Source organism: Nigerium sp., assembly GCF_039811905.1.
In the GTDB taxonomy this organism is placed as follows: Bacteria; Actinomycetota; Actinomycetes; order Propionibacteriales; family Propionibacteriaceae; genus Propioniciclava.
This window is the reverse complement of record NZ_JBDHZL010000002.1, coordinates 60,128-75,257: the sequence shown is the minus strand read 5'-3', so window position 1 is coordinate 75,257 and position 15,130 is coordinate 60,128. Positions and strand designations below refer to the sequence as shown.

The 15,130-nt window shown below is 69.7% G+C and carries 16 protein-coding genes; 7 read left to right on the top strand and 9 right to left on the bottom strand.

The annotated features are described in order from the left end of the window. Positions 1-148: 148 nt before the first annotated feature. From tal to pgl, 4 genes are read left to right on the top strand one after another with little or no spacing between them, the layout of a single operon-like run. Positions 149-1,231 carry a transaldolase gene (gene tal, locus WMJ97_RS01085; protein ID WP_347347104.1) on the top strand — a complete coding sequence of 361 codons (1,083 nt, stop codon included), beginning with the start codon at positions 149-151 and terminating at the stop codon, positions 1,229-1,231. A gap of 18 nt (positions 1,232-1,249) precedes the next feature. Further along, positions 1,250-2,788: a glucose-6-phosphate dehydrogenase gene (zwf, locus tag WMJ97_RS01080; protein ID WP_347347103.1), complete on the top strand. Its 1,539-nt coding sequence runs from the start codon at positions 1,250-1,252 to the stop codon at positions 2,786-2,788. A 12-nt stretch (positions 2,789-2,800) separates the two neighbouring features. Then, positions 2,801-3,778, top strand: a complete 978-nt coding sequence (locus tag WMJ97_RS01075) for a glucose-6-phosphate dehydrogenase assembly protein OpcA (RefSeq protein WP_347347102.1) — start codon at positions 2,801-2,803, stop codon at positions 3,776-3,778. After that, positions 3,775-4,500: a 6-phosphogluconolactonase gene (gene pgl, locus WMJ97_RS01070; protein ID WP_347347101.1), complete on the top strand. Its 726-nt coding sequence runs from the start codon at positions 3,775-3,777 to the stop codon at positions 4,498-4,500. Before WMJ97_RS01075 ends, pgl begins: the two co-directional genes overlap by 4 nt. Before the next feature lie 124 nt (positions 4,501-4,624). Here the strand turns inward: pgl and WMJ97_RS01065 are convergent, their stop codons facing one another. The 9 genes from WMJ97_RS01065 to uvrC form a co-directional block, all read right to left on the bottom strand. Further along, positions 4,625-4,981, bottom strand: a complete 357-nt coding sequence (locus WMJ97_RS01065; protein ID WP_347347100.1) for an RNA polymerase-binding protein RbpA — start codon at positions 4,979-4,981, stop codon at positions 4,625-4,627. 44 nt (positions 4,982-5,025) lie between these two features. After that, positions 5,026-5,322, bottom strand: coding sequence for a preprotein translocase subunit SecG (secG, locus tag WMJ97_RS01060; protein ID WP_347347099.1), 297 nt, complete (start codon positions 5,320-5,322; stop codon positions 5,026-5,028). A gap of 67 nt (positions 5,323-5,389) precedes the next feature. Next, positions 5,390-6,172, bottom strand: coding sequence for a triose-phosphate isomerase (gene tpiA, locus WMJ97_RS01055; RefSeq protein ID WP_347347098.1), 783 nt, complete (start codon positions 6,170-6,172; stop codon positions 5,390-5,392). Beyond that, positions 6,172-7,377 (bottom strand): phosphoglycerate kinase, encoded by a 1,206-nt coding sequence (locus WMJ97_RS01050; RefSeq protein WP_347347097.1) that lies wholly within the window; start codon positions 7,375-7,377, stop codon positions 6,172-6,174. Before WMJ97_RS01050 ends, tpiA begins: the two co-directional genes overlap by 1 nt. A 124-nt stretch (positions 7,378-7,501) precedes the next feature. Beyond that, the gene (gap, locus tag WMJ97_RS01045; protein ID WP_347347096.1) at positions 7,502-8,506 is read right to left on the bottom strand and encodes a type I glyceraldehyde-3-phosphate dehydrogenase; all 1,005 of its coding nucleotides are present in this window, start codon (positions 8,504-8,506) and stop codon (positions 7,502-7,504) included. 133 nt (positions 8,507-8,639) lie between these two features. Then, positions 8,640-9,626, bottom strand: coding sequence for a DNA-binding protein WhiA (gene whiA, locus WMJ97_RS01040; protein ID WP_347347095.1), 987 nt, complete (start codon positions 9,624-9,626; stop codon positions 8,640-8,642). Positions 9,627-9,636: 10 nt separating this feature from the next. Next, a complete protein-coding gene (gene yvcK / locus WMJ97_RS01035; protein WP_347347094.1) occupies positions 9,637-10,590 on the bottom strand; it encodes a uridine diphosphate-N-acetylglucosamine-binding protein YvcK in 954 nt (317 codons plus the stop codon). Continuing rightward, positions 10,590-11,456 carry an RNase adapter RapZ gene (gene rapZ / locus WMJ97_RS01030; protein WP_347347093.1) on the bottom strand — a complete coding sequence of 289 codons (867 nt, stop codon included), beginning with the start codon at positions 11,454-11,456 and terminating at the stop codon, positions 10,590-10,592. The genes yvcK and rapZ overlap by 1 nt, the downstream gene beginning before the upstream one ends. Positions 11,457-11,484: 28 nt before the next feature. Then, the gene (uvrC, locus tag WMJ97_RS01025; protein WP_347347092.1) at positions 11,485-13,452 is read right to left on the bottom strand and encodes an excinuclease ABC subunit UvrC; all 1,968 of its coding nucleotides are present in this window, start codon (positions 13,450-13,452) and stop codon (positions 11,485-11,487) included. Between the two features lie 62 nt (positions 13,453-13,514). On the opposite strand from uvrC, the gene WMJ97_RS01020 reads away from it, so the two are divergent. Genes WMJ97_RS01020 through WMJ97_RS01010 form a run of 3 tightly spaced genes read left to right on the top strand, consistent with a single transcriptional unit; the run spans position 13,515 to position 15,116 of the window. Further along, the gene (locus WMJ97_RS01020; protein WP_347347091.1) at positions 13,515-13,904 is read left to right on the top strand and encodes a Rieske 2Fe-2S domain-containing protein; all 390 of its coding nucleotides are present in this window, start codon (positions 13,515-13,517) and stop codon (positions 13,902-13,904) included. 7 nt (positions 13,905-13,911) lie between these two features. Further along, positions 13,912-14,412 (top strand): hypothetical protein, encoded by a 501-nt coding sequence (locus WMJ97_RS01015; RefSeq protein WP_347347090.1) that lies wholly within the window; start codon positions 13,912-13,914, stop codon positions 14,410-14,412. Beyond that, entirely contained in the window at positions 14,406-15,116 is a 711-nt protein-coding gene (locus WMJ97_RS01010) for a hypothetical protein (protein ID WP_347347089.1), read from the top strand. Before WMJ97_RS01015 ends, WMJ97_RS01010 begins: the two co-directional genes overlap by 7 nt. The last annotated feature ends 14 nt before the right edge of the window (positions 15,117-15,130 follow it).

Here is a 15,130-nt window from a genome sequence, read left to right as displayed (position 1 = left end):
CCCGCCTGCTCGCGATGAGTGTAGACGGTTGTGCAGCGAGGGGTCGACGCCCGTCTCGACGCTTCCAGTCGTTACACGCGCCGGATAGGGTTCTAAACGAGGGCGGCCCCAGCCGCCACTGGCGACGAACCAATTCAGGGAGAACCTCATGAACGAGCGATTGAAGGCCCTCGCCGACGCCGGCGTATCCATCTGGCTGGACGATCTGTCCAGGGGTCGGCTCACGAGCGGCAACCTGGCCCAGTTGATCTCGGAGAACTCGGTCTCCGGCGTCACGACGAACCCGACGATTTTCGCGGCCGCGCTGAAGCACGGCGCCGACTACGCCGATCAGGTGGCCGAGCTCGCGGACGCCGACGTCTCGACCGCGATCAAGCAGTTGTGCTCCACCGACGTGCGCAACGCGTGCGACCTCTTCTCCGACGTCTACGCCTCCTCCGCCGGCTACGACGGCCGCGTCTCCATCGAGGTCGAGCCGGGGCTCGCCCGCGAGACGCAGGCCACCATCGACCAGGCCGCCGAGCTACACGGGCTGGTCGACCGCGAGAACGTGCTCATCAAGATCCCGGCGACCAAGGAGGGCCTGCCGGCCATCACCCAGACCATCGCGAACGGGATCTCCGTCAACGTGACGCTGATCTTCTCCGAAGATCGCTACCGCGAGGTCATGGACGCCTACCTCACCGGCCTCGAGCAGGCCGCCGAGGCGGGGAAGGACCTCTCCACGATCCACTCGGTGGCGTCCTTCTTCATCTCGCGCGTCGACACCGAGGTGGACAAGCGCCTGGGCGACCACGACGAGCTGAAGGCGAAAGCCGGCATCGCGAACGGCCTGGTGGCCTACTCGGCGTTCGAGGAGGTCTTCGGCGGGGAGCGCTTCAAGGCGCTCGAGGTCAAGGGCGCGAACAAGCAGCGCCCGCTGTGGGCGTCCACGGGCACGAAGGACCCGGCGCTGCCGGATACGCTGTACGTGACCAACCTGGTCGTCGACGGCTGCGTCAACACGATGCCGGAGAAGACGATGCAGGCCTTCGCCGATCACGGCGAGGTCGGCGAGACCATGGAGGGTCGGGGCAACGAGGGTCGGGCGATCCTCGCGGCCATCGAAGCGGCCGGCGTCGATCTCGACGACGTGTTCGCGGTGCTGGAGGACGAGGGCGTCCAGAAGTTCGTCGTGTCGTGGGACGAACTGGTCGAGTCCGTCAAGGACGCCCAGGCGTCCGCCAAGTAGCCCATCGGAGAGCCATCCGTGAGTGAGCGACCCTACGTCAACCCGCTGCGCGACCCTCGGGATCGCCGGCTACCCCGCGTCGCCGGGCCCTGCGCCCTGGTGATGTTCGGGGTGACCGGCGACCTGGCGCGCAAGAAGCTGCTGCCGGCCATCTACGACCTCGCCAACCGGGGTCTGCTGCCTCCCGGCTTCGGGTTGGTGGGGTTCGCTCGCCGCGACTGGTCCACCGAGCAGTTCGCGAACTATTGTCGCGAGGCTATTCAGGAGCGCGCGCGGACGCCGTTCCGCGACGAGGTCTGGCGCCAGTTGAACGAGGGCATCCGCATCGTCAACGGTGCGTTCGACGACGACCAGGCCTTCGAGTCCCTCAAACGGACGCTGCAGGAGCTCGACGAGACCCAGGGCACCGAGGGCAACCACGCCTACTACCTGTCGATCCCGCCGCGCGGGTTCGACATCGTCGTGAGCCAGCTCGAGAAGCACCGCATGGTCGACAAGTCGGTCGAGACGCCGTGGAACCGCGTCGTCATCGAGAAGCCGTTCGGCCACAACCTCGCCAGCGCCATCGACCTGGAGAAGAAGGTCGAGAGCGTGTTCAGCGCCAACTCGGTCTTCCGCATCGACCACTACCTGGGCAAGGAGACGGTGCAGAACCTGCTGGCGCTGCGGTTCGCGAACCAGCTCTTCGAGCCGATCTGGAACCGCAACTACGTCGACCACGTCCAGATCACGATGGCGGAAGACATCGGCATCGGCGGGCGGGCCGGCTACTACGACGGCATCGGCGCGGCGCGCGACGTCATCCAGAACCACCTCCTGCAGTTGCTCGCGCTCACCGCGATGGAGGAGCCGACCTCCTTCGACGCGGCCCAACTCCGGGCGGAGAAGGAGAAGGTCCTCGGGGCCACGCGGCCGCCCCGCAGCCTGAAGTCCCACACCGCGCGCGGGCAGTACCTCGCCGGCTGGGCCGGCGGCGAGAAGGTGCTCGGCTATCTCGACGAGGAGGGCATCGCCGGAACCTCCCAGACCGAGACCTACGCGGCGATCAGGGTCGACATCGACAACCGGCGCTGGGCCGGCGTCCCGTTCTATCTGCGGGCGGGCAAGCGGCTCGCGAGCCGCGTCACCGAGATCGCGCTCATCCTGCGCACGGCCCCGCACCTGCCGTTCACCGACACCGACACCGAGGCGCTCGGCAGCAACTCCCTCGTCATGCGCATCCAGCCGGACGAGGGCATCACGCTGCGGTTCGGGGCCAAGGTGCCCGCGACGCAGATGGAGATCCGCGACGTCACGATGGACTTCGCCTACGGCACGTCGTTCGCCGAGTCGAGCCCCGAGGCGTACGAGCGGCTGATCCTGGACGTCTTCCTCGGCGACCCGCCGCTCTTCCCGCAGGCGCGGGAGGTGGAGTTGTCGTGGGAGATCCTCGACCCGATCCTCGACTACTGGGCGGCCAAGAAGCACCAGCCCGAGGGCTACGCCTCCGGCACGTGGGGCCCCGAGTCCGCCCACGCCATGCTCGCCCGCGACCATCGCGCCTGGCGCCGTCCCTGAGAGGAGCTCGCCATGATCAAGACGCTCAAGTGGACGAACGCCCAAGAGATCCAGAACGCGCTCACCGACGCCCGGCACAACGTCGGGTCGGCGTCCGGGCTGGTCTTCACGCTGCTCGTGATCACCGACCTGCACGACTACTCGGCGGTTCTGGACGCCTGCGTCGAGGCCGGCCGCGAGCACCCGTCGCGGCTCATCATCGTGACGAACGGCATGGCCAAGGCCGACCGGCTCGACGCCGAGGTCCACATCGGGGAGGACGTGCCGGGCGAGATCATCTCGCTGCGGTTCCAGGGCGAGTTGGCGAACCACCGGGAGACCGTCGTCCTGCCGCTGCTGCTGGCGGACTCCCCCGTCATCGCCTGGTGGCCGGGGGCCGCGCCGGCGTCCCTGCGCGACGACCCGCTCGGCGCGCTCGCGAACCGGCGCATCACGGACGCCATGGGCGCCCAAGCCCCGCTGCAGGCCCTTGAGCTGCGTGCCCACCACATGACCCCCGGCGACGCCGACCTCACGTGGACCCGGCTGACCCCGTGGCGCGCGCTGCTCGTGAGCGCGCTCGACCAGTACCCCGAGAAGGTCACCAAGATCGAGGTGACGGCCGAGCCGAACAACGCGGCGGGCGTCCTGCTGGCCGCCTGGCTCGACGACCGGCTGCCCTGCCCGGTGACGGTCTCGGAGAGCGAAGTCGGCCTTGGGGTCACGTCGGTCATCATGTCGATGGAGGGCGGCGACATCAGCATCCGCCGGGTGGACGGCCGGATGGCGACCTATTCGGCGCCCAAGACGCCGAAGCGGATCGTCGCGCTGCGCCGACGCTCGGTCAGCCAGCTCCTCACCGAGGAGCTGCGCCGCATGGATACCGACGAGGTTCTCCAGTCGACGATGAAGCAACTGCTGCGCCGCACCGAAAAGCCCGAACGCCAGGCCGTCGCGGCCGTCCCGGGCGACGAGCAGATCGCGAAGGCCAAGGACAGCCAGATCGAATGACCGCCATCCACCGTTACGCGGACCCCCCGAGCCTCGCCGCCGGCGCGGCGAGGCGTCTGCTGCAGCGGCTGATCCAGTTGCAGGCCGACGGCCGAGTCGCCCAGTTGTGCCTCACCGGCGGGCGGATCGCCAACCGCGTGTACGCCGAGCTCGGCACCCTCATCGAGGGCTCCGACCTCGACCCGGGACGCCTCGAGCTCTGGTGGGGAGACGAGCGCTTCCTCCCGACGGACGACCCGCTGCGCAACGCCGGGCCGACGCTGGTGGTGATGGCGGGCCGGTTCCCGCTGGACCCGGCTCGCACGCATCCGATGCCGGCGGCCGACGGGCTCGCCGACAACGGCGCCTCAGCCGCCACCTACGCCAAGGAGCTCGACGACGTCGTCTTCGACATCTGCCTGCTCGGCATGGGCGAGGACGGCCACGTCGCCTCGATCTTCCCGGGGCACCCGTCGTTCGACGCGACGACGCAGTCGGTCATCGCGGTGAACGACGCCCCCAAGGAGCCTCCGCAGCGCATCAGCCTGTCGATGCCGGCGATCAACCGCTCGACGGAGGTCTGGTTCCTGGTGAGCGGCGAGGAGAAGGCCCGCTCGCTGGCCCTCGCCGTCGCGGGCGACCCCCAGACGCCCGCGGGCGTGGCCCGCGGCGTCGAAGAGACGGTCTGGTTCGTCGACGAGGACGCCGCCGCCGGCCTCGACTACTACCGCTGCAGTTTCTAGCGGCGTCCAGCGGGCGCTGGGGCCCGCGGATCGACGGCCGCCGCAGCACGCGGCGCCGCATTTTCGTTCACGAAGGCCGCTTTTCTCCGCGGGAATGAGCCTCGCGGAGAAATGCGGAATCGCTTTAGTAAATAACCTCGCCGTTGGCGCGACGGCTGCGCAGCAACTCCAGCGCCTCGGTCAAAATGGCCGCCGCCTCCTCATCGGAGCGGCGCTCTTTGACGTACGCGAGGTGCGTCTTGTACGGGGTGATCTTCGGCGGGGGCGGAGGATTCTCAGAATCGAGGTTGGCAGGGAGACCGCAACGCGGACAATCCCACGTCTCCGGAATCTGCGCATCGGCCGCGAACGCGGGACGCGTCACATGCCCATTTGCGCAGAAGTACGAGACATACAGCCGCGGAGCGGAATCACCGCGCTCCGCTTCGCCCATTGGACCGGCTCCGACCCGGCTCCCCCGGATCGCGCTACCACCGACCACCTATTTCTCCTTGTCAAAAAAGCGAATGTCTTGCTGCCCGGGGCTCAGCTCGGCCCTGGTGTACCCAGCACCCCGATCTCGGGGAAGTACCGGTACAAGACCAGCAGACCAATGATGCACGCCAGCCAGACGAGACCGACGATGATCGTCATGCGGTCAAGGTTGCGCTCGGCTGCCGAGGTGCCCCCCATGGACGTGGACATGCCGCCACCGAAAAGATCGGACATGCCGCCACCCCGGCTTTTGTGGAAGAGGATCAACGCGGCCAGGATCAGGCTGGTGATGACCACCAGGATCGAGACCGTGAGGATCGGCCACGTGAGTAAAGGAGCAACAGTCACCCGAGCATTCTAACTCAGGGTGACTGTTGCTCCCGCTACTTCTGGCCCTCGCGACTACTCGGCGCCACTACTGGGCGTAGAACAGCACGATCTTGGCGAACTCCTCGGCATCGAGGCTGGCCCCGCCGACGAGCGCGCCGTCGACGTCGGGCTTGGCCATGATGTCGACGACGTTGCCCGACTTCACCGAGCCGCCGTACTGAATGCGCACGCCCTCGGCCGCCTCGGCACCCTGCAGCTCCTTGGCGACGTGCTCGCGGATCGCGCCGCACACCTCCTGAGCGTCGTCGGGCGTCGCCACCTCGCCGGTGCCGATGGCCCAGACGGGCTCGTAGGCGATGACGAGGCCGGCGACCTGCTCGGCCGACAGCCCGTCGAGGCACTTGGTGACCTGATCGAGCACGAACGGAACCTGGTTGCCCTCCTTGCGGACCTCCAGCTTCTCGCCCACGCAGATGATCGGGGTCATGCCCGCGTCGAGGACCTTCTTGGCCTTCTCGTTGATCAGCTCATCGCTCTCCGCGTGGTACTCGCGCCGCTCGGAGTGGCCGATCACCACGTAGGTGCACTTGAGCTTGCTCAGCATGTCGACGGAGATCTCACCCGTGTAGGCGCCCTTGTCATGGACCGACACGTCCTGAGCGCCGTAGGTCAGCGGCAGCTTGTCGCCCTCCACCAGAGTCTGCACGGTGCGCAGGTCGGTGAACGGGACGATGACCGCGCACTCGGACTTCGAGGCGTCGTACTGCTTGTCCGTCAGAGTCCACGCCAGCTTCTGGACGAGCCCGGTCGCCTCGACGTGGTTGAGGTTCATTTTCCAGTTGCCCGCCATGAGCGGAGTACGAGACATCAGCCCTCCAAGACCGCGATACCGGGGAGTTCCTTGCCTTCGAGGAACTCCAGGGAAGCTCCACCACCGGTGGAGATGTGACCGAACTGGTCGTCGTCGTAGCCGAGCTCGCGCACGGCCGCGGCGGAGTCGCCGCCGCCCACGACCGACAGGCCGTCGACCTCGGTCAGCGCCTTGGCGACGGCCTTCGTGCCGGACGCCAGCGCGTCGATCTCGAACACGCCCATCGGACCGTTCCAGACCACGGTCTTCGCGGACTTGATCGTGTCGGCGAAGAGCTTCTCGGTCTCGGGGCCGATGTCGAGGCCCATCTTGTCGGCCGGGATCGCGTCCACCGCCACGACGTCGACGTCGCCGTCGACCGTGCGGGCCGCGAAGTCCATCCCCGTGGCGACGCGGACGTCGACCGGGAGCACGATCTTCTTGCCGGCCGCCTTGGCCTGCTCGAGGTAGCCCTTCACCGCGTCCAGGCTGGCCTCGTCGAACAGGGACTTGCCGATCTCGTGGCCCTCGGCCTTGATGAACGTGTACGCCATGCCGCCGCCGATGACGAGCGTGTCGGCGACCTTCAGCAGGTTGTCGATGACGGCGAGCTTGTCGGCCACCTTCGCGCCGCCGAGCACGACGACGAGCGGGCGCGCCGGGTCGTTCGTCACCTTGGAGAGGGCGTCGACCTCCTTCTGCACGAGATTGCCGGCCGCGGCCGGGAGCAGCTTCGCCAGGTCGTAGACGGAGGCCTGCTTGCGGTGCACGACGCCGAACCCGTCGGAGACGAAGACGTCGCCCAGGGCGGCCCACTTCTCCGCGAGCGCGGTGCGCTCTTCTTCGACCTTGGAGGTCTCGCCCGGCTCGAACCGGACGTTCTCCAGCAGCGCGACCTCGCCGTCGGCGAGACCCTCGGCGGTCGCCTTCGCGGACTCGCCGGCGGTGTCGCCGGCCAGCTTCACGTCGACGCCGAGCAGCTCGCCGAGCCGCTTCGCGGCCGGGGCGAGGGAGTACTTCTCGTTGACCTCGCCCTTCGGGCGGCCGAGGTGGGCGAGGATGATGGTGCGGGCGCCGGCGTCCTTCAAAGCGGTGAGGGTCGGCAGCGCGGCCTTGATGCGGCCGTCGTCAGTGATCGTCGTGCCGTCGAGCGGCACGTTGAAGTCGCAGCGGATGACGACCCGCTTGCCCTTCAGATCACCCAAGTCAGCGAGTGACTTCACGGTGGTTCCTTTCGCGTGCAGTGATGGTCCGCGGCCGCTGCGTGCGGGCGCGGCAGGTTTTCGGGAAACGAACAGGGGTGGGGCGCAGCGCAACCCCACCCCTGTTCGTCTCAGGCGCTGATGATCAGAGCTTGCTCGCGACCAGCTCGGTCAGGTCGACCAGGCGGTTGCTGTAGCCCCACTCGTTGTCGTACCACGAGAGCACCTTCACGAGGTTGCCGATGACCTTGGTCTCGGTGGCGTCGAAGATGCTGGAGTGCGGATCCCCGACGATGTCGGCCGACACGATCGGATCCTCGGTGTACTTCAGGACGCCCTTGAGCGGGCCCTCAGCGGCGGCCTTCACGGCGGACTGGACGGCCTCGACGGAGACCTCCTTCTCGGCGACGAAGGTCAGGTCGGTCAGGGAGCCCGTCGGCGTCGGAACGCGGACGGCGAGCCCGTCGAACTTGCCCTTCAGATCCGGGATGACCAGGGCGACGGCCTGGGCGGCGCCGGTCTTGGTCGGGATCATCGAGAGCGCCGCCGCACGGGCGCGACGGAGGTCGCTGTGCGGGGCGTCCAGCAGGCGCTGGTCACCGGTGTAGGAGTGGATCGTCGTCATGATGCCGCGCACGATGCCGAACTCGTCGTTCAGGACCTTGGCCAACGGGGCGAGGCAGTTCGTGGTGCAGGACGCGTTGGAGATGATGTTGTCCGACTCCGCGTTGTACTGATCCTCGTTGACGCCGATCACGAAGGTGCCGTCGACGTTCTTGCCCGGGGCGGAGATGACGACCTTCTTGGCGCCACCGTCGATGTGCGCCTTGGCCTTCGTGCCGTCGGTGAAGAAGCCGGTGGACTCGACGACGACCTCGACGCCCAGGTCGCCCCAGGGGAGGTTCGCGGGATCGCGCTCGGCGAGCACCTTGATGTGCTTGCCGTCAACCGTGATGCCGTCGTCATCGTGGCTGACCTCGCCACCGAAACGACCGAGAATCGAGTCGTACTTCAGCAGGTGAGCGAGCGTCTTCGTGTCGGTGAGGTCGTTCACGGCGACCACATCGAGATCGGCGCCCTGCTCGAGCATTGCGCGGAAGAAGTTGCGACCGATGCGGCCGAAACCGTTGATGCCAACCTTGACAGTCATAAACCTGTTTCTCCTTACGAGAGTGTTCGCCCCGCGATGGATCTCGCCGGGGGCGATTGGCGGACGTCGCCACTCTAGCGAAGATGACCCCTCGGAGTGCAGGCCCGGAACAGATCCTTGATACGGCCGGGACTCAGTCCCGCTCGTCCAGCATCTCGGGGCTCAGGTTGGCCTCCGTGCCGGGAATTCCGAGCTCCGAGGCGCGCTTGTCAGCCGTTGCCAGAAGGCGACGGATGCGGCCGGCCACGGCGTCCTTCGTCAGCGGCGGCTGGTGCAACTGCCCGAGCTCTTCGAGGCTCGCCTGTTTGTGTTCCAGACGCAACATCCCGGCCACCTTCAGATGGTCGGGCACCTCATCGCCCAGGATCTCGAGAGCCCGCTCCACGCGCGCCCCGGCCGCCACCGCCGCCCGGGCCGAGCGGCGCAGATTCGCGTCGTCGAAGTTGGCCAGCCGGTTCGCGGACGCCTTGATCTCCCGGCGCATCCGCCGGTCCTCCCACGCCAGCAGCGTCTCGTGGGCCCCCATGCGGGTCAGCATGGCGGCGATAGCGTCCCCGTCGCGGATCACGACCCGGTCGATGCCGCGGACCTCGCGCGCCTTCGCCGAGATGCCCAGCCGGCGGGCCGCGCCGACGAGCGCGAGCGCGGCCTCCGACCCGGGGCAGGTGATCTCCAGCGACATCGAGCGGCCGGGCTCCGTGAGCGAGCCGTGCGCGAGGAAAGCCCCCCGCCACACGGCCGTCGCCACGTCGAGGCCCCCGCTGACGAGCGCGGCCGGGAGGCCGCGCACGGGGCGTCCGCGATTGTCGACCAGGCCGGTCTGACGCGCGAGGGAGTCGCCGTCGCGGATCAGCCGGACGACGTAGCGCGTGCCGCGCCGGAGCTGGCTCGGCGTGATGACGACGAACTCGCAGGTGAAGCCGAACAGGTCGCTCACGAACGACCGAAGCCGGCGCGCGGCGCCGCCCGTGTCCAGGTCGGCCTCGACGATCACGCGGCCGCCGGCAATGTGCAGGCCGCCGGCGAAGCGCAGCATCGCGGCCACCTCGGCCTTGCGGACGGCGGGCTTGGTGACCTCGACCGTCGCCAGCTCGGCCTTCACCTCGGGTGTTAACGCCATAGGGAGAACCTTACCGAGACATCAGGTCCGCATAAACGGAGGCCAGGCGATTCGGATCGTGGCGCGGGGAGCCGTCGGACATGCGCACGTGAGCGGTGACGACGTCGGCCCCGAAGCTGGCCGCGTAGGCCGCCAGATGCGTGTCAGCCCGGGCGAAGCTGGGGTCGACGATCACGGCGTCCAGGCGCAGCCAGGGGGCGTGCTCGGAGAGGAACTCCAGGTGCTCGGCGGCCGAATAGCCCTGCGTCTCGTCGTCCGGCGTCAGATTCAGGGTGAGGAAGCGCCGCGCCGGGGTGTCGCGCAGGGCCTGCGCCACCTGCGGGACGAGCAGGTGGGGCATCACCGACGAGAACCAGGACCCGGGGCCCAGGACCACGTAGTCGGCCTGGGCGATCGCCTCGAGCGCCTGCGGGGCGGCGGGCGGATCGTGCGGGATCAGCCGCACCGCGCGCACCTCCCCGGACGCCAGCGCCACGTTCTCCTGGCCGCGGACGAGCCCGGGCTCGTCGGGGAGCCGCGGGTCGACGCCGATGACGTCGGCCTCGATCTCGAGCGGAACGGTGGCCATCGGCAGGACCCTGCCCTGCACGTCCAGCAGCTTGCCGACCATGTCGAGCCCGGAGACCGGGTCGCTGCCCAGCCTTTCCCAGATGCCCGCGATCAGCAGGTTTCCGATCGCGTGCCCGGCCAGGACGCCCTCGCCGCCGAAGCGGGACTGCAACACGTCGGCCCAGACGCGGCCCTCCTCGTCGTCGCCGCACAGCGCGGCCAGCGCCATCCGCAGGTCGCCGGGCGGCAGAATGTCGAACTCGCGCCGGAGGCGCCCGGACGAACCGCCGTCGTCGGCGACCGTCACGACCGCCGTCAGGTTGGTCGTGACCCGCCGCAGCGCCTCCAGGGACGCCGACAGCCCATGTCCGCCGCCGAGGGCGACGACGTGCGGCAACCCGCTGAGCGCGCGCATCACTCGAGACCGAGATCGCGGTGCAGGACGCTGCAGCCGACGCCCTCCGCCTCCAGCCGCCGCGCCAACTCTTCGGCGATCGCCGTCGAGCGGTGCTTGCCGCCGGTGCAGCCGACCGCCACGGTCGCGAGCCGCTTGCCCTCGCGGATGTAGCCGGGCGTGATCGTGAGCACGAGGCTCACCAGGGAGGCGAGGAACTGCTGGGCCTCGTCGAAGCCGAGCACGTACGACGACACCGCCTGCGACAGGCCGGTCTGCGGGCGCAACTCGGGAACCCAGTGCGGGTTCGGCAGGAAGCGGACGTCGACGACCATGTCGGCGTCCACCGGAAGGCCGTTCTTGAACCCGAACGACATGACCGTGACGTGCAGGCCGCGATCGGGGTCGGCGTCGAACGCGTAGGCGACGCGCGCCGCGAGCTGGTGGACGTTGAGGCGTCCGGTGTCGACGACCATGTCGGCCGCCGCGCGCAGCACGGCGAGCATCTCGCGCTCGCGGTGAATGCCGTCGAGCAGCGGCCCGTCGCCCTGGAGCGGGTGCGGACGCCGCACCGACTCCTGCCGCCTGACGATCACGTCGTCCGGGGCTTCGAGGAACAGGATCTGCGGCAGCACGCCCCGCTGGACGAGCGTGTCGAAGGCGGCGGGGATCTCGTCGAACTCCGACCGCGTCCGGACGTCGACGATGACCGCCACCCGCGAGAACCCACGCTCGAGCGCCGTGTCGAGCAGCGCCGGCATCATGCTGGGCGGCAGGTTGTCGACGACATACCACCCCAGATCCTCCAGCGTGTGGGACGCCGTCCGTCGCCCAGCGCCGGACATGCCGGTGATGACGACGAACCGAACCGCGGAGGCTTCGCTCATGCGCCCATTATGTCGCGCGACAGCGCGCTCAGCCGCTTTCAATCTCACCCGTCGCCATATTGACCGCCTCGCCCGGGGCGGACGCATCCAACGCCGCCTTGATCGCCAGCGCCGTCTTGGGGCCGATACCCGGCACGTCCGCGATCTCCTCCCAGCGCGCGGCCCGCAGCTTCTTGAGCGAGCCGAAGTGCTTGATGACGGCCTTGCGGCGCAGTTCGCCCAGGCCGGGCACATCGTCGAGCAGCGACTCCACCATCGACTTGCTGCGGCGGCCGCGATGGTGGGTGATCGCGAACCGGTGCGCCTCGTCGCGCGCCCGCTGCAGCAGGTAGAGGCCCTCGCTGGTGCGCGGCAGGATCAGCGGGAACTCCTCGTCGGGCAGCCACACCTCCTCCAGCCGCTTCGCCAGCCCGACGACGGGGATGTCGGAGACGCCGAGGGCGTCCATCGCCGCGCGGGCCGCGGCGACCTGCGGCGCGCCGCCGTCGACGACCACGAGCCCCGGCGCGTAGGCGAACTTACGCGCGGCGCCGGTCGTCGGGTCGACGAGCACCGCACCCTCGCCCTCGAGGGACTGCTGATCCTCCAGGTAGCGGCGGAAACGGCGCGTGATGACCTCGTCGATCGCCCCCACGTCGTTCGAGCCCTCGACGGTCTTGATGATGAACCGCCGGTACTCCGACTTGCGCGGCAGCCCGTCCTCGAAGACCACCATCGAGCCGACGACCTCGCTGCCCTGCAGGTGCGAGATGTCGTAACACTCGATGCGCAACGGCGGGGCGGGCAGCTCCAGCGCCTCCTGGATCTCCTCGATCGCGCGGTTGCGCGTCGACAGATCGCTCGCGCGCCGCGTCTTGTGCAGGGCGAGGGCCTCGGACGCGTTCTTCGCGACCGTGTCGAGCAGGACGCGCTTGGGCCCGCGCTGGGGAATGTGCAGCCGGACGTGCGCCCCCCGCACGTCGGACAACAGCGCCCCCAGCGCGTCGGCGCTCGCCGGCTCGAGCGGCACCAGGATCTCCCGCGGGATCGCGCGGCTCACCTCGGTGCCGTCGCCGGCCTCGGCGTCGGAGTACAGCCCGAGCAGGAACGTGTCGAGCAGCTCGGCCAACGACGAATCGTCGGCCCGGTCGGCCACCCAGCCCCGCTCACCCCGGACGCGGCCCGCCCGCACGTGGAACACCTGCACCGCGACCTCGAGCTCGTCGGACGCCAGCGCCACCACGTCGGCGTCCGTCCCGTCCGGCAGGACGATCGCGTTGCGCTCGGTCGCCGAGCGCAACGCCCCGAGCTGGTCGCGCAGGACGGCCGCCTTCTCGAACTGCAACTCATCGGACGCCCGCTGCATCTGCGCTTGCAGGCGCCGCGTCAGCGCGTTCGTGTGGCCGGCGAGGAAGTCGCAGACGTCGGTGACGAGCTCGCGGTGGGCCTCGGCGTCGATGCGGCCCACGCAGGGCGCCGAGCACTTGCCGATGTAGCCGAGCAGGCACGGCCGCCCGGACGCCTTCGCGTTGCGGAACACCCCCGCGCTGCACGATCGCATCGGAAAGACGCGCAGAAGGCTGTCGATCGTGTCGCGGATCGCCCACGCCTGCGCGTAGGGCCCGAAGTAGCGGTTGCCCTTGCGCTTCGCGCCGCGGCCGACGAAGACGCGCGGGAACTCCTCGCTCCACGTGATCGCGACCCACGGGTACGACTTGTCGTCGCGGTACTTGATGTTGAACCGCGGGTCGTACTGCTTGATCCACGTGTACTCGAGCTGCAGCGACTCCAGCTCGTTCTGCACCACGGTCCACTCCACCTTCGCCGCGGTGCGCACCATGGTCTGCGTGCGGAAGTGCAGGGACGCCGGGTCGGCGAAGTAGGAGTTCAGCCGCTGGCGGAGGTTCTTCGCCTTGCCGACGTAGATCACGACCCCGTGGGGGTCGCTGAACCGGTAGACGCCCGGGTTCGTGGGGATCGAGCCGGGCGCCGGTCGATAGGACGCCGGATCAGCCATGCGCGTCAGTGTAGGCGGGGCGTCCGACGGTTTCCGTCCGGGGTCGTGGGTACGCTGACGCCATGCCCGACCGACGAACGTTCCTGAAAGCCGGCCTCGCGGTGGCCGCCACCACCCTCGGCGTCACGGCGTGCTCCCCGGCGCAGCCCGCTGCGTCCCCGACCCCGAAGAGCTTCCCGAAGGCCGACATCCCGGTGGGGAGCGGCACGATCTTCTCGGACGCCAAGCTCGTGGTCACGCAGCCGGCCGCCGGGCAGTTCAAGGCGTTCGACTACACCTGCCCCCACCAGGGGTGCCCGGTCACGAAGATGCAGGGTCGCCAGATCGTCTGCGCCTGCCACAACAGCTACTTCGACATCGCCGACGGGCACGTGATCAGCGGCCCGGCGACGTCCGGGCTCACGCCGGCCGACGCGACGGTCGAGGGCGACCACGTCCTCGTCGCCGGCTGAGCGCTCCGTGGGCACCGCGCGGGAGGCGTCCGGGGGCGAGGGGCGCGGGGCGTCCGCGCTCGAGGGCATCTCAGAGTCCGACCCCGAAGCGCTCGCCCAGCGCCTGCGGGCGTTGGGTCTGCCGCTCGTGCTCCCGCCCACGGTCCGGGCCCGCGGGCTGGTCCGGCGGGCCCCCGGGCCGCTCGCCTGCGCCCTGCTGCTCCCGGTCGGGGTGGCGCTGGTGGAGCGCGCCAACGACGTGATCGACGGGCTCATCGCCACGACCGACGAGGCCCAGGTCGAGCAGACGCTGAACGGCGTGGCCGACGGGGTGTGGGTCGGGTTCACCGTCGGCCTGGCCTGCATGCTGGCCGCCCCCGTCGCCGGCTGGCTGGCCGACCGCGCGGCCCGGCGGCTGCCCGCGCCGGCCGGCAACGCCCTGGGGGTGATCCTGGCGCTGGGGGCGTCGTCGGCACGCAGGCGGCGTCCGGGGATCCGAGCCCTCTGTGGGCGTGGCTCGGCGTGGTGATCGTCACGGGCCTGGCCGTCGCCGGGTTCTTCGGCGTCGGCACCGTGCTGCGCTGGTCGGTCCTGCGCGTGCTGCGCGAGACGGAGACGCTGGGGCCGCTCGCCGCGCGCGTGCTGCCGATGCTGATGGTCGCGTTCCTGTTCTTCTTCTACAACGCCGAGATCTGGCAGGTGATGGTCGCGCTCAGCACCGAGCGCACCTGGGCGGTCGTCGGCATCCTCGCCCTGCTGACCGTGCTGCTGGTCGCGGTCACCACCAACGACGGGCTGCGCTCGATGCTGGCCGAGCACGCGTCGGAGCGCGAGGGGATCGACGTGCCGCCGCTCCGCCGCAGCGAGCGCTTCAACCTGCTGCTCGTGCCGTGCCTGGCCGCCCTCATCCAGGCGACGCTGTTCGCCGTCGTCGTGTTCGGCTTCTTCATGCTCTTCGGGTGGCTGTCGGTGTCGGAGGCCACGGCCGCCCAATGGACCGGCCGGCCCGCCCAGCGCTTCCCCGGCCTGCTCGCCCAGGTGCCGATCAGCCCGACGCTCGTGAAGGTCTCCCTGACCCTGGCCGCCTTCTCGGCGCTCAACCTCGCCGCGTCCGCCGCCGCCGACCGCCAGCACCGCGAGCGCTTCGTCGACCCGCTGCTCGACGAGGTCGTCGACAGCCTCCAGGTTCGGGACGCCTACGTCCGCGCGGCCGCCTCGGCCGCGGAGCGCTGAGGGCCCGCGGCCGG

Coding starts and splice junctions, on each gene's coding strand:
- tal (WP_347347104.1), top strand. CDS start 149: ATGAACGAGCGATTGAAGGCCCTCGCCGACGCCGGCGTATCCATCTGG.
- WMJ97_RS01075 (WP_347347102.1), top strand. CDS start 2,801: ATGATCAAGACGCTCAAGTGGACGAACGCCCAAGAGATCCAGAACGCG.
- pgl (WP_347347101.1), top strand. CDS start 3,775: ATGACCGCCATCCACCGTTACGCGGACCCCCCGAGCCTCGCCGCCGGC.
- tpiA (WP_347347098.1), bottom strand. CDS start 6,172: ATGTCTCGTACTCCGCTCATGGCGGGCAACTGGAAAATGAACCTCAAC.
- gap (WP_347347096.1), bottom strand. CDS start 8,506: ATGACTGTCAAGGTTGGCATCAACGGTTTCGGCCGCATCGGTCGCAAC.
- whiA (WP_347347095.1), bottom strand. CDS start 9,626: ATGGCGTTAACACCCGAGGTGAAGGCCGAGCTGGCGACGGTCGAGGTC.
- yvcK (WP_347347094.1), bottom strand. CDS start 10,590: ATGCGCGCGCTCAGCGGGTTGCCGCACGTCGTCGCCCTCGGCGGCGGA.
- rapZ (WP_347347093.1), bottom strand. CDS start 11,456: ATGAGCGAAGCCTCCGCGGTTCGGTTCGTCGTCATCACCGGCATGTCC.
- uvrC (WP_347347092.1), bottom strand. CDS start 13,452: ATGGCTGATCCGGCGTCCTATCGACCGGCGCCCGGCTCGATCCCCACG.
- WMJ97_RS01020 (WP_347347091.1), top strand. CDS start 13,515: ATGCCCGACCGACGAACGTTCCTGAAAGCCGGCCTCGCGGTGGCCGCC.